A 15087-nucleotide genomic window follows, 5' to 3' on the forward strand; every position below is an offset into this window, starting at 1 on the left:
GAAGAGGGAATCCAACTTGGTTCTCAGAAGGAAGGGATTCCTGCCTCCGCAGAAATGACAACTTAAGATACAGCCCCATCAGTCTTCACTTCGCAAATATTTCAAAAAATAATATCCTACTTTGATATTTAATTCAGATCAGAATAAAAAAGCTGAAGAATCTTTTTTACCAAACATTTATATAAATACTAAAAAACATTATTTTTTAATAGACTTAACTAAAATATTGTTATGTTAATTGAAAATATTTTGTTATTTTAGTTTTTTCATAATCCATTTTTAGCTCTAATTAAATTTTAAATTGCAATGAGAATTATTTCCATTAAAAAATTAAGTTTTTTGTTGCCATTTTGTTCAATTTTTACAACTGAAAAAATTGCGAATTATTCTTTTCCAAAATCATTTTCAAACAATCCAATTGATTCAGGTACATCTGAGATAATCAATTATGAAACTGTAATTGATAATACTACTTTAAAAGGAGTGAAAATATGATAAGATTTTTATTGATTTTATTAGTAATCCTTCAAACGTCATTCGTAATTGTTAAATCACAATTACAAGGTCAAGCTAAAATTGACTCCTTACTCAAGGAAATTCCCAAGATGAAGGAGGATACAAATGCCGTGAATTTGTATGTTAAAATTGCATTTGAATTCTCATCGGTTAATTCCAAGAAAGGAATAGATTATAGTATCGAAGGGATGAAACTTGCAGAAAAAATTAAATGGAAAAAAGGTGTTGCAATGCTATATAGTACCTTGGGTACTAATCAATCAAATTTGAATTTGTCTGAAGAGGCTCTCCATAATTTTGAAAAATCTTATCAAATAAATAAGGAAATAAATAATATTGGTGGTCAAATTTCAAATTTATTGAGCATCGGAACATATTACAGAAAATTATCAGATTACTCAAAATCACTTGAGTATTATGAAAAAGCTCTGGATATAGTTAAGAAAAATAATTTAAACTCGCAATTATCACCAATATTAGGAAGAATTGGAACAATTTATACTTTTCTCTCTAAATATGAGATAGCATTGGATTACAGTCATAAATCGTTGGTCAATAATCGTAACATTAATGATATGGATGGTGTTTCAAATGACTTAATTAGAATTGGCAACATACATTTTCAAATTTCAAATTATTCCGAAGCCTTGAAATTCTATTTTGAAGCTCTTGAAATTTGTGAGCTTTTAAGAAATAATGGTTCATTATCAATTGTATCAGGAAATATTGGTGCTATCTATTTAAAAATGAGTAATGAAGAAAAAGCTTTAAAATATTTCTTAGAAGCTCTTGACTACAGTGAGAAACAAGGAAACTTGTTCTCAAAAGCATCACATCTTTCCAATATTGGTTCAATATATTCAAATCAAGGTAATTATGATTTAGCTTTAGATTATTTGCTAAAAGCTCAGAATATTGCTATTAAAATTGGTGATAAATTAGGTCAATCAATTAATGCAACCAACATAGGATTAGTATATAAAAACACGAATGATTATTCAAAAGCTTATGAATATTACAAAATAGCATTAGAGATTAATGAAGAGATTGAAAACAAATCAGGTATTGCTTCATGCCAAATGAGTATCGGTGAGTTAACGCTAGACATTTTATCAAGAAAGAATGATTTACAAGATTATAGTTCAAGAGTTGATTCAACTTTAGTCGGAATTGATTTATCTATTGATAAAAGTATTAATTATTTAGTTAATTCTGCAAAAGTATTTAATGAATTAGGAGAATTACAAAATGAGCTATTATCAAATAAAATTTTGTATTCTGTATACGAACTCAAAGGAAACTACAAAAAAGCTTTTGAAACATTTAAAGAATACAAAACCTTGCAGGATTCTGTATTTTCAATGGATAAACAAAAGGAATTTGCTAATCTTGATGCAAAACGTGAAAATGATATTAAAGATAAAGAAATTGTGATTTTGCAGACCGAAAAGAAGGCGCAGCAGTTTCAATCGTATTTGCTTGGTGGTGGTGTGATTGTCCTTTTTGGTGCTTTTGGTGTAGCTTTTCTTCGTTTCAGAGAAAAGAAAAAATTAAGCGATAAACTTGCTATTCAAAAGTCGGAAATCGAAACTCAGAAATCTATCGTCGAAGAGAAAAATGAGCAGATAACTGCTTCAATCACTTATGCTTCAACAATTCAGAGTGCTATTCTACCTTGGGATAGCACATTGAAAAACGCTTTTTCGGATATTTTAATATACTACAAACCAAAAGACATTGTTTCAGGCGATTCATACTGGTTTAAGGAAGTTGAGGGTATTAAATTTTTGGCTGTGATTGACTGCACCGGTCATGGTATTCCCGGAGCGATGCTGACAGTAATTGCCTCCACCGCTCTTGATGATGCAGTCCTCGGTAAAAGATTGTCAGATACCGGACAAATTTTAACCTTTATGAATGAAAAGGTTACTGAAGTACTGAATCAAAGATTAGAAGAAAATAAAATACGCGATGGTATGGAAGTTTGTATGCTCGCAATTCATCAGGATAAGATACAATTCTCAGGTGCCGGTCGTCCGCTATACCTCAAGAATGGTTCTATGGAAATCATCAAAACAGATAAGCGTGGAATCGCCGGGCAAACTGATAATGATGAGTATCAGTTCTCTGCAATTGATATAAAAAAATCAGAAAATCTAATGCTCTATTTAGCATCTGATGGCTATGCTGACCAGATGAATGAGAATAGCAAGAAATACAGCACAAAAAGATTTGTTGCTTTATTGGACTCAATCTCAGATAAACCAATCAATGAGCAGCACGAAACACTTGAAAATGAATTTAACAGCCACAAAGGCGGACGCAGTCAAATAGATGATGTAACCATAATTGGAGTAAAGATATGAGAAATTTGATACTACTTTCCGCATTGTTTTTCGTGATGATTAACATCAGTAATGCCCAGCTCTCTGGGCAAGCACGAATAGATTCACTCGAAGCTGAGTTGCCAAAAGCAAAGCAGGACACAAATCATGTGAATTTACTCGCGAATTTATCTTTCGAATATTATTCGATTGATCCAAATAGTGGAATAAAATTTGGGGATCAAGGTGTTAAGCTCGCCAAAAAATTAGCTTGGAAAGAAGGCGAAGCAAGATGTTACAGCTCACTTGGAAATAATAATATTGGAAAATCTAATTATCCAAAAGCGCTTGAATATCTTCATAAATCACTCAAAATCAATGAAGAACTCGGAAACAAAAATAGTGTAGCTCTGAATCTTGGTAATATTGGAATAATTTATGGATCTCAATCTGAATACTCGAAAGCACTAGAATATTTTCATAAATCTCTTAAAATTAATGAAGAACTTCAAAACAAAGAAGGTATAGCAGGGAATTTAGGGAATTTAGGTGCTATTTATAATTACCAATCTGACATCCCAAAGGCACTCGAATATTATCATAAAGCATTTAGAATTAATGAAGAGATTGGAAATAAAAAAGGGGTTGCCGCAAACCTTCTTAACATAGGTAATATTTACAAATATAAATCAGACTATATAAGAGCATTAGAAAATTACCAACAGGCGCTTAAAATCAATGAAGAACTAGGAAATAAAAAAGGGGTTGCTAATAGTTTAGGATACATTGGACTTCTTTATAGTTCCCAAGCAAATTATCCTAAAGCTCTTGAATACTATCTTAAAACTTTAAAAATTGAGGAGGAATTGGGTAATAAGTCGGGTATAGCAGGGACACTCAATAATATCGGTGGAGTTTACAACTATCAATTTGAGTATGAGAAAGCATTAGAATATTTTCAAAAAGCTCTAAAAATAAATGAAGAAACAAATAATAAAAGATGGATTGCATATAATCTTGGAAATATTGGAAGTATTTATTCTTCTCTATTTAAGTATTCAGAAGCATTGGATTATTTTCAAAAAGCTCTAAAAATGAATATAGAAATTGGAAATATATATGGTAAAGCTAATAACTTTAGCAATATGGGAGATTTATATCTTAAGTTATCTAAGGAATCTGTAGTATCTAAAATTATGGAGAGAGAAATTTCAATCAACCTTGATAAAGAAATAAACCTAAATAAATCAATAGATTTCTTTCTTGAAGCAATCAAAATCTTTGAAGAGATTGGAGAAAAAGAGGCTAAGACACAAACTTATAAAGGACTTGCAGATGCTTACTTCGACAGAGGTGACTACAAGAGAGCTTTTGAAGCATTTAAAGAATACAAAACCTTGCAAGATTCCGTCTTCAACATGGATAAGGCGAAGGAAATAGCGAATCTCGAAGCTAAACGCGAAAATGAACTCAAAGATAAAGAAATTGTGATTTTGCAGACCGAAAAGAAGGCGCAGCAGTTTCAATCGTATTTGCTTGGCGGTGGTGTGATTGTCCTTTTTGGTGCTTTCGGTCTGGCATTTATCCGTTTCCGCGAAAAGAAGAAACTTAGCGATAAACTTGCTATTCAAAAGTCGGAAATCGAAACTCAGAAATCTATCGTCGAAGAGAAAAATGAGCAGATAACTGCTTCAATCACTTATGCTTCAACAATTCAGAGTGCTATTCTACCTTGGGATAGCACATTGAAGAAAGTATTTGGTGAGATACTTGTATTCTATAAACCGAAAGATATTGTTTCAGGTGATTCATACTGGTTTAAGGAGGTTGAAGGAATTAAATTTCTTGCTGTAATTGACTGTACAGGACATGGTATTCCCGGTGCAATGCTGACAGTAATTGCCTCATCAGTACTTGATGATGCTGTGCTTGGGAAAAGACTGAACGATACAGGTCGAATTTTAACCTTTATGAATGAAAAGGTTACTGAAGTACTGAATCAAAGATTAGAAGAAAACAAAATACGCGATGGTATGGAAGTTTGTATGCTCGCAATTCATCAGAATAAAGTTCAATTTTCAGGTGCAGGACGACCACTTTATTTGAAAAATGGAACTTTGGAAATTTTTAAAACAGATAAGCGCGGAATAGCCGGACAAACCGAAAATGATGAATACACTTTTTCTTCAGTTGAAATTGATAGAACAGAAAATATGATGCTATATTTAACAAGCGACGGCTACTCTGACCAGATGAATGAAAAAAGCAAGAAATTCAGCACAAAACGCTTTGTTGCATTATTGGATTCTATCTCCGATAAGCCAATTTCAGACCAGTATGAAATACTTGAAAATGAATTTAACAGCCACAAAGGCGGACGCAGTCAAATAGATGATGTAACCATAATTGGTGTAAAATTATGAGAAACTTGATACTACTTTCCGCATTGTTTTTCGTGATGATTAACATCAGTAATGCGCAACTCTCTGGTCAGGCACGAATAGACTCGCTATTGAAAGAACTGCCGAAGATGAAGGAAGATACAAATGGGGTTTATCTGGTTTATCAATTAGCTGATTATTATTTTTACAATGATGATGATAAATTCATTGAATACTCAAACATAGGATATGAAATTTCAAATAAAATTAATTGGCAAAAAGGAATCGCTTTTGGTTATGAATATAAAGCCGACGAATTAATAAGTAAATTAAAGTTTTTAGAAGCTTCAGAGTACTATAACAAATCAATCGAAATTTTTTCAAAGTCAAATGATAAAACACAACTAATGAGGTTATACAAAATCTGTGCCGCAGCATATCACAATGCTTTAGATTATGATAGTTCAATCAATTATTATTTAAAAGGTTTAGATATTGCAAAAGATAAGAAAGATAGTGTCCATATTTCGATTTATATGAATGATATTGGCACTCTTTATAATGATTTAGGAGATGTTGAAACATCTTTAACATATTTTTTTGAAGCTTTGGATATAGACAAGAAGAAAAACAGACTTAAAGAACAGATTGTTGCGTTTATTAATATCGGAATGGCTTATCAATCAATACAAAAGCTTGATTCTGCAAAAATACATTACTATTTAGCTTTTGAAACAGATATAAATCTAAATGGAAAAGTAACGAACTTCAGGACTTACCGGCTTCTTGGAGTTATGTACACAGACCTTTTAGAATATGATTCTGCTTACAAGTACTTAGATTTATCATACAAATCTGAAAAAGAGAACAACAACATTTTTGGTTTTGCTGAATCCAATTCTGCATTAGCTTATTATTATTTTTATATGTCAAATGACACAAATCTTGCTAAGCGTTATCCAAATAAGATAAAAAACTATCAATTACAGACTATTAATTATGGTAAAAATGCACTTGAAATTTACGGTGAATTTGATGATATTTATTCAAGTTATGGAATTTATAAAATGCTTTTTGAGACTTTTTTAAAACAAAGAGATTACAAATCAGCCCTTGATTATCATATTTTGTATAATACGATCAGCGACTCAATTAAAACAAACGAAACTATTTTGAAATTAGCCAATTCAGAACTAAAACATCAAAAGAAGCAAGATGAAGAGCAAATCGAAATTTTAAATGAGAGAACTGGGGCGCAAAAATTTCAAATATTGTTGATTAGTGTAAGTTGTGTTTTTTTACTTGCTGCTTTCGCTGTTGCTTTCATCCGTTTTCGCGAAAAGAAAAAATTGAGTGACGTTTTGCAGATTCAAAAAAACTTAATCGAAGAAAAAAATGAACAAATCGTTGCATCAATCACCTATGCCTCTACAATTCAAAATGCAATTTTACCTTGGAAAAGCACTCTGAAACTTAATTTTGGTGATATTTTGGTATTCTACAAGCCGAAAGATATTGTTTCAGGTGATTCTTACTGGTTTCAGGAAATTGATGGAATTAAATTTTTGGCTGTAATTGATTGTACAGGTCATGGCATTCCGGGTGCTATGCTGACTGTAATAGCTGCCACAGCTCTTGATGATGCAGTGCTTGGAAAAAGATTATCTGATACCGGACAAATATTGACATATATGAATGATAAAGTAACTGAAGTATTAAACCAAAAATTAGAAGAGAACAAAATACGCGATGGTATGGAAGTTTGTATGCTCGCAATTCATCAAAACAAGATACAGTTCTCTGGTGCAGGACGTCCCCTTTATTTGAAAAATGGAACTTTGGAAATTATCAAAACTGATAAACGCGGAATCGCAGGACAAACCGAAAATGATGAATACACATTTTCATCAGTTGAAATTGAAAGAACAGAAAATATGATGCTTTATTTAACAAGCGATGGCTACTCTGACCAGATGAATGAGAATAGCAAGAAATACAGCACAAAAAGATTTGTTGCTTTATTGGATTCAATCTCAGATAAACCAATCAATGAGCAGCACGAAACACTTGAAAATGAATTTAACAGCCACAAAGGCGGACGCAGTCAAATAGATGATGTAACCATAATTGGAGTAAAGATATGAGAAAATATATAACTAATTTTTATGCTTTTAATCTTAAGAGCAAGGGGCAAAGAAATACCAATGAATAAGTTAAATAAAAATGATTTGATAAATCTAAGACAAATTGGTGATAGCCATGCTGATGACTTTGTTAATCAAGTGATTTCCAAGCACGAACTAACTGAATTAAACACATTCTTTAAAAAGCTGATTTATAATCAACAGGTGGAAAATGATAATATTCCAGCTGATTTTAGTGAGTATATAAAGACAAATTCAAAGTTGCCTCCTTGGGCTGATTATTCCAAAATTAAATTAGCTCAAGAGGTATTCACCAGAACCGGTCCGGCATTTGTAATTGCTTATTTCTGCAAATCATTACCGGAGTGTTATGCTTGTGGAAAAGGAGCTGAAATCCTCTTTAAAACAGGACGGCTTTCTAAGCACACGAGAAGACGGATTGCTCAAACAGCACAGTTTGTGCTTGATGTTATGTCTCCTGGTGGACTTGAAGCCGGTGGTCGCGGAATTGCAACAGCATTAAAAGTCCGGATTATGCACGCCTCCATAAGGTACTATTTTATCAATGAAGTAAATAAAGGTAATATTGATTATGATGTCAATAATATGGGACTTCCAATTAATCAAGAAGATTTACTCGGTACAATGTTAGCATTTTCAAGTGTTGTAATCCAAGGTATGGAAAAACTTGGAGATAAGTTTACTACAGAAGAAAAAGAAGCTATCCTGCATTTATGGAAATGTACTGGATATCTAATTGGCATTGAAGAAAAATATATGCCTGAAACTTATCCTGATGCTGGTGAAGTATGGGAAATGATTAAAGAAGGAAATTTTGAAAGCACCCGGTACGGTATTGAGCTAAATAATGAGCTCATTGCACTATTGGACGAGATACTGCATCAACCAGTTTTAGATGATGTTATTACAATTATGATGCACCATCTTCTGGACAAAGATGCAATAAAAATATTGAAAGTAAGAACCCTCAAGCGTTTTAATCTGTTGGCTATTGTTGCATATATTCTTGGATTATCGTTTTTGAAATTTGAAAGCCGGGGTTTCTTTGGGAAATTGGCATCGCGTTATGTTAATTTAAAATTACTATATGGTTTGGAGAAGTATATCGCCGAAGGTGAAGACACCGGCATATATATTCCACCATCTTTAAGAGAAGATTGGAAAGTTGAAAATCCACTAATGTCATTATTTAATATGAGGAATTAATACTATGTCTGACTTACTAAATTTAGAAAATCTGAACACATTTCAGATGACGCTTTTCATTATCGGTTGTATCTTTTGGTTGTTGACTTATATCATTTATATTAAAAACATCAGAACAAAGAAATTTGTTGAGATTCCCTTAATAGTTGTGAGTTTAAACATAGCATGGGAGTTTATATGGAGCTTTCCATTTGGGAGCTCAGTAGGAAATTATATGGGCTCTGCAATTCAAATTGGATACGGACTATGGTTTGTACTGGATTGTTTTATATTTTGGGGAATTTTGAAATATGGATATAAGCAATTTAATAATCCATTTTTCCAAAAAAATTATAAGATAATGGCTATTCTTACAGTAATTTTTGGATTAATTTTTTTCTATACTTTTAACATATCAGGATACGATACTGAAATAGGTACAATATCTGCATATCTTGATAATTTACTTATATCCGGTTTATATATATTTCTATTTGTAAATCAGAGCGATAAAAGCCTATTTTCATATCAAGTTGCATGGTACAAAATGTTGGGGACCGGATTAATATCAGTTGCATTAGTGTTACACTGGAGCGAAAATTATTTTTTGATGTTTGTTACATCTGTTGTATTGCTTTTGGATATATATTATATTTACATTGTAAGTAGAAGTCACAGGAAAGAGTTATGAGTTTAGAATTCGTGAAAAGAATCACATCTAAAGGAATTAAAACCGGCATGACACTCCATGAGGAAAAGGGTATCATAATAGCGAATTACATTTTACTATTAGCGGCTGTTGTATCATTTGGGCGGATTTTTTTATTTTATCTTTATGAAGATACACTCTTTAGTATAATTTCGGTTTTTGCATGCTTTTTTTTCTCATTTGCATATTTTATGAACACAAGGCAATACTACGATTTTGCAAAATTTACTACGGTGTTAGCCGGAAATGGTGCAATACTTATTAAAGAGTTAGTGTCAGGTGGAACAAGTAATCAGCTTTATTTGATGATAGCAAGTTATGGTATAGTATTAATGCTCTTCAGTATTAAAGATAAAACTAAAATCATTTTTGCATTTATGATACCGACAATTAGTATCTCTCTTAGCATCTTTTTCCCAAATATAGTTTCAGAACCTATAATTTTAAATCCAAATGTTGCAAAAATGGAAAAATTAATTGGTGTTGCATCAGCAGTAATTATAATAATACTTGTTATAAGGTATTTTGTAAAACAAAGTACCGAGAACGAGTTAAAGCTTATTCATTCAAATGAATTATTGAGAAACTACAATGATGAGATTTCTGAACAAAAAGAATTAATAGAAGAACAATACATTGAGTTAGAACAAATCAATGATGATTTAATGACTCAAAAGGGAATAATCGAGCAACAGCACAGAGAATTAACCGATTCTATTACTTACGCTTCCACTATTCAGCACGCCATTCTACCTTGGAAAAGTACACTAAAAAAAGCATTTGGTGATATTTTAATTTTCTACAAGCCGAAAGATATTGTTTCAGGAGATTCTTATTGGTTTCAGGAAGTTGATGGAATTAAGTTTTTAGCTGTGATTGACTGCACCGGTCATGGCATTCCGGGTGCGATGCTGACTGTTATTGCTGCCACAGCTCTTGATGATGCAGTGCTTGGAAAAAGATTATCTGATACCGGACAAATTTTGACATATATGAATGATAAAGTAACTGAAGTATTAAACCAAAAATTAGAAGAAAATAAAATACGCGATGGTATGGAAGTTTGTATGCTCGCAATTCATCAGAATAAAATACAATTTTCAGGTGCAGGAAGACCGCTATATCTGAAAAATGGAACTTTGGAAATTATCAAAACCGATAAACGCGGTATCGCCGGACAAACCGAAAATGATGAATACACATTTTCATCACTAGAAATTGAAAGAACAGAAAATATGATGCTCTACCTAACAAGCGATGGTTATTCCGACCAGATGGACGAAAAAAGCAAAAAATTCAGCACAAAACGATTAGTTGCTTTATTGGATACAATTTCCGAAAAGCCAATTTCAGAGCAGCACGAAATACTTGAAAATGAATTTAACAACCATCGCGGCGACCGCGAACAAATTGATGATGTAACTATATTAGGGGTGAAAATATGAGAAATTTGATACTACTTTCAGCATTGTTTTTCGTGATGATATATGTCAGTAATGCCCAGCTCTCTGGGCAAGCACGAATAGATTCACTCGAAGCTGAGTTGCCAAAAGCAAAGCAAGACACAAATCATGTGAATTTACTCGCCAATTTGTCTTTCGAATATTATTCGATTGATCCAAATAGTGGAATAAAATTTGGGGATCAAGGTGTTAAGCTCGCCAAAAAATTAGCTTGGAAAGAAGGCGAAGCAAGATGTTACAGCTCACTTGGAAATAATAATATTGGAAAATCTAATTATCCAAAAGCGCTTGAATATCTTCATAAATCACTCAAAATCAATGAATATCTTGGAAATAAAACTAGCGTCGCAGGAAATCTCGGAAATATTGGGCTTATTTACTCGCATCTATCGGACTACCCCAAAGCATTAGAATATTATCATAAAGCTTTGAAAATTGATGAGGAGTTGGGAAGGAAGCCAGGCATTGCAAAAAGTCTCGGAAATATTGGGATTATTTATTATTATCAATCAGATTATCCCAAAGCATTAGAATATTATCATAAAGCTCTTAAAATATTTGATGAATTGGGAAATAAATCAGGAGTTGCCTATAATCTCGGAAATATTGGGAGTATTTATTATTATCAATCTGACTACCCCAAAGCTTTAGAACATTATCATAAAGCTCTTAAAATATTTGATGAAATTGGAGATAAATTTGGTGTAGCTACAAATCTCGGAAATATTGGGCTTATTTACAGTGATCAATCCGACTACCCTAAAGCATTAGAATATTTTCACAAAGCTCTAAAAATTAATGATGAATTAGGAAATAAAAATGCTATTGCAAATAATCTCGTAAATATGGGATCATTATATTACAGTTTATCACAAGATACAGTGTTATCTAATATTAACGAGGGAACAGAACTTGTAAGTTTAAACAAAGAAATAAATCTAAACAGCTCTCTTAAATATTTACTTGAATCTATCAAAATATATGAAGAAATTGGTGAGTTGCATTATAGATCGAACAATTATAAAATACTCTCAGATGCTTATACAGACAAAGGCGACTACAAAAAAGCTTTTGAAACATTTAAAGAATATAAAACCTTGCAGGATTCTGTATTTTCAATGGATAAACAAAAGGAATTTGCTAATCTTGATGCAAAACGTGAAAATGATATTAAAGATAAAGAAATCGTAATTCTACAGACGGAAAAGAAAGCACAGCAGTTTCAATCTTATCTGCTTGGTGGCGGTGTGATTGTGCTTTTCGGTGCCTTCGGTCTTGCATTTATCCGTTTCCGAGAAAAGAAGAAATTAAGCGATAAACTTGCGTTTCAGAAGTCAGAAATCGAAACTCAAAAATCTATCGTTGAAGAGAAGAATGAGCAGATAACTGCATCAATCACTTATGCTTCCACTATTCAAAATGCCATACTACCCTGGAAAAGAACACTTGAAAATGCTTTCTTTGAAATTCTAATCTTTTACAAACCAAAAGATATTATTTCAGGCGATTCATACTGGTTTCAGGAAGTTGACGGTATAAAGTTTTTGGCTGTTATTGACTGCACCGGTCACGGCATTCCGGGGGCGATGCTGACAGTTATTGCTGCAACAGCCCTTGATGATGCAGTCCTTGGAAAAAGATTATCCGATACCGGACAAATTTTAACATATATGAATGAAAAAGTAACTGAAGTACTGAATCAGAGATTGGTTGAGAATAAAATTCGTGATGGTATGGAGGTGGCTCTAATTGCTATTCATCAGGATAAAGTACAGTTTTCAGGAGCAGGTCGTCCGCTTTATATGAAGAACGGAACTATGGAAATTATCAAAACGGATAAACGTGGTATTGCCGGACAAACTGAAAATGATATTTATCAGTTTACGTCAATTAATATTGAAAAATCGGAAAATCTGATAATATACTTAACAAGTGATGGATTTGCTGACCAGATGAATGAATATAGTAAAAAATACAGTACAAAGAAATTTGTAGCATTATTGGACTCAATTTCCGAAAAATCAATATCCGAGCAGCACGAAATACTCGAAAATGAATTTAACAGCCACAAAGGCACACGTAGTCAAATAGATGATGTAACAATTTTGGGAGTAAGGATATGAGAAGCTTATTATTGAAAATAGCAATATATTTTGTAATTATTAATTCGTCACTGATATTTTTAAATTCTCAGCTTCAAGGACAAGATTATCTTGATTCGCTCCTTGTTGAACTTCCAAATATGAAGGAGGATACTAATAGAGTCAATTTGCTTCTGGACATTGCTTATGAATATATTCAAATCAATCCTGTTGAAGGTTTAGAGTATTGCGAGAAAGGAATTAACCTCTCAAAAAAATTGAAATGGCGCATCGGGGAAGCAAAATGCCTCGATAATATTGCATTTTTACATTTATATGGTAAATCTGATTTCACAAAAGCCATTGAGTATTTTCAGGAATCAATGTCCATTTACGAAGAAATTGGTGATAACGAGAAAATTGCTGATAATTTTACAAATATTGGTACTATTTATGGTAAAAAATCAGAATATTCAAATGCTTTAGACAATTTTCATGAAGCACTAAAAATTTACGAGAAAACCGGCAACAAATTAGGTATAGCAAAGAACTTTGCAAATATTGGAAACATCTACCAAAGTCTTATTGATAGTAAAAGTCAACAAAGAGATAATTACATCTCTAAATCAATGCATTATTATAATAAAGCCATTAAAATTTTAAACGAGATAGGTTATAACGATGGAGTTGCTCAAGTATATGGCAATATAGCTACAATTTTTCACGATGACCAAAAATTTGATGAGGCTCTTGAGAATTACGAAAAATCACTTCAGTATTATAAAGAAAATGATAATCTTTATGGATTAGCACGAAATTATGGAAATATGGCGAACCTGTTTGTTGATACAAAAAAATATGAACAAGCCTTCGAGTATTATCAAAATGCTATAAAACTGAATGAACAATTATCCAACAAAGCAGACTTGGCTAATAATTTAGGCAATATTGGTAAACTTTACTCTGAAATTACAATTGACTCAGTATTAAATTCAATACCTGATAAATATTCAAAAATTTTCAATGATAAGAAGATGAATCTTGAACTCGCCGAACATTATCTTAAACAAAGTATTGCAATTTTTGAGGAACTCGATATTAAAAACAGTCAATCATATTTTCTACAAGATTTATCAATAGTATATGAACGTTTAGGGAATTATCAGGCATCTTTGGATGCTTTCAGGAAATATACCTCAATCAATGATTCATTATTTTCATCAGATATAGATATCAAGATTGCGACTATGGAAAAAGATAGTGAAATCAAACTTCTTCAAAGTAAGCAGGAAAAACGAAAATTAGAAATGTATCTGTTGTTGGGTGGTATATTGGTACTTATAACTGCATTAGTCTTCTCATATTTAAGATTCAAGGAGAAGAAAATGTTGAGTGAAAAATTGATAAAAAAAAATCAAGCTATAGAAGAACAAAAGTTGCTTGTAGAAGAAAAGAACGAACATATATACTCTTCAATTCGTTATGCATCTACAATTCAGCATGCGATACTTCCGTGGGATTCAAGAATCACAAAGTCAATACCTGATATTTTCATCTTCTATAAGCCTAAAGACATTGTTTCCGGTGATTCCTACTGGTTTCAGGAAGTTGAAGGAGTTAAGTTCCTTGCAGTAATTGATTGTACAGGTCATGGCATTCCGGGTTCGATGCTTACTGTGATTGCTTCATCTGTTCTTGATGATGCAGTTCTGAGTAAAAAACTGTTCAATACTTCTCAAATTCTGACTTTTATGAATGAAAAAGTAACTGAAGTATTGAATCAGAAATTAACCGAAAATTCAATTCGGGATGGTATGGAAATAGCATTAATCGCTATCCATCAGGATAAAATTCAATTCTCCGGAGCAGGGCGCCCTCTATATATGAAAAATGAAACTATGGAAATCATCAAAACGGATAAGCGTGGCATTGCCGGACAAACCGATAATGATGAATACCAATTCTCTTCAATAAATATTGAAATAGCTGATAATATGATGCTTTATTTAACAAGCGATGGCTTTGCTGATCAGATGAATGAACAAAGTAAAAAGTACAGTACAAAGAAATTTGTAGCATTATTGGATTCTATTTCAGGAATGTCGATTTCCGAGCAGTATGATACTCTTGAAAATGAATTAAATAGCCACAAAGGGCAGCGCAGTCAGATTGATGATATAACTATTGTGGGGGTGAGGTTATGACAGGAATTCCATGTACGAAGAAAACCCTTCATGGTATAGTTGAGAGGTTAGATACAACC

8 protein-coding genes are annotated in these 15087 nt (G+C 32.3%); all 8 read left to right on the forward strand.

Translation table 11 applies throughout. The features are described 5' to 3' along the window. The first annotated feature begins 491 nt into the window (after positions 1-491). Genes KF896_00395 through KF896_00430 form a run of 8 tightly spaced genes read left to right on the forward strand, consistent with a single transcriptional unit; the run spans position 492 to position 15028 of the window. Positions 492-2882, forward strand: coding sequence for a tetratricopeptide repeat protein (locus KF896_00395; GenBank protein ID MBX3042153.1), 2391 nt, complete (start codon positions 492-494; stop codon positions 2880-2882). After that, positions 2879-5263, forward strand: coding sequence for a tetratricopeptide repeat protein (locus tag KF896_00400; GenBank protein ID MBX3042154.1), 2385 nt, complete (start codon positions 2879-2881; stop codon positions 5261-5263). Before KF896_00395 ends, KF896_00400 begins: the two co-directional genes overlap by 4 nt. Continuing rightward, positions 5260-7365, forward strand: coding sequence for a SpoIIE family protein phosphatase (locus KF896_00405; protein MBX3042155.1), 2106 nt, complete (start codon positions 5260-5262; stop codon positions 7363-7365). The genes KF896_00400 and KF896_00405 overlap by 4 nt, the downstream gene beginning before the upstream one ends. A 60-nt stretch (positions 7366-7425) precedes the next feature. Continuing rightward, complete coding sequence (locus KF896_00410; GenBank protein ID MBX3042156.1) at positions 7426-8592, forward strand: DUF2236 domain-containing protein; 1167 nt, start codon at positions 7426-7428, stop codon at positions 8590-8592. A gap of 4 nt (positions 8593-8596) precedes the next feature. Next, positions 8597-9262 (forward strand): hypothetical protein, encoded by a 666-nt coding sequence (locus KF896_00415; GenBank protein ID MBX3042157.1) that lies wholly within the window; start codon positions 8597-8599, stop codon positions 9260-9262. Next, positions 9259-10725 carry a SpoIIE family protein phosphatase gene (locus tag KF896_00420; protein ID MBX3042158.1) on the forward strand — a complete coding sequence of 489 codons (1467 nt, stop codon included), beginning with the start codon at positions 9259-9261 and terminating at the stop codon, positions 10723-10725. Before KF896_00415 ends, KF896_00420 begins: the two co-directional genes overlap by 4 nt. Further along, positions 10722-12866 carry a tetratricopeptide repeat protein gene (locus tag KF896_00425; GenBank protein MBX3042159.1) on the forward strand — a complete coding sequence of 715 codons (2145 nt, stop codon included), beginning with the start codon at positions 10722-10724 and terminating at the stop codon, positions 12864-12866. The genes KF896_00420 and KF896_00425 overlap by 4 nt, the downstream gene beginning before the upstream one ends. Further along, positions 12863-15028: a SpoIIE family protein phosphatase gene (locus KF896_00430; protein ID MBX3042160.1), complete on the forward strand. Its 2166-nt coding sequence runs from the start codon at positions 12863-12865 to the stop codon at positions 15026-15028. Before KF896_00425 ends, KF896_00430 begins: the two co-directional genes overlap by 4 nt. Positions 15029-15087: the final 59 nt, after the last annotated feature.

The organism is Ignavibacteriota bacterium, from assembly GCA_019637995.1.
Taxonomy (GTDB): domain Bacteria; phylum Bacteroidota; class Ignavibacteria; order Kapaibacteriales; family UBA2268; genus JANJTB01.

Excerpts from the sequence above, each read along its gene's own strand:
- KF896_00395 (MBX3042153.1), top strand. The coding sequence starts at position 492 with ATGATAAGATTTTTATTGATTTTATTAGTAATCCTTCAAACGTCATTC.
- KF896_00415 (MBX3042157.1), top strand. The coding sequence starts at position 8,597 with ATGTCTGACTTACTAAATTTAGAAAATCTGAACACATTTCAGATGACG.
- KF896_00420 (MBX3042158.1), top strand. The coding sequence starts at position 9,259 with ATGAGTTTAGAATTCGTGAAAAGAATCACATCTAAAGGAATTAAAACC.
- KF896_00410 (MBX3042156.1), top strand. The coding sequence starts at position 7,426 with ATGAATAAGTTAAATAAAAATGATTTGATAAATCTAAGACAAATTGGT.
- KF896_00425 (MBX3042159.1), top strand. The coding sequence starts at position 10,722 with ATGAGAAATTTGATACTACTTTCAGCATTGTTTTTCGTGATGATATAT.
- KF896_00430 (MBX3042160.1), top strand. The coding sequence starts at position 12,863 with ATGAGAAGCTTATTATTGAAAATAGCAATATATTTTGTAATTATTAAT.
- KF896_00400 (MBX3042154.1), top strand. The coding sequence starts at position 2,879 with ATGAGAAATTTGATACTACTTTCCGCATTGTTTTTCGTGATGATTAAC.
- KF896_00405 (MBX3042155.1), top strand. The coding sequence starts at position 5,260 with ATGAGAAACTTGATACTACTTTCCGCATTGTTTTTCGTGATGATTAAC.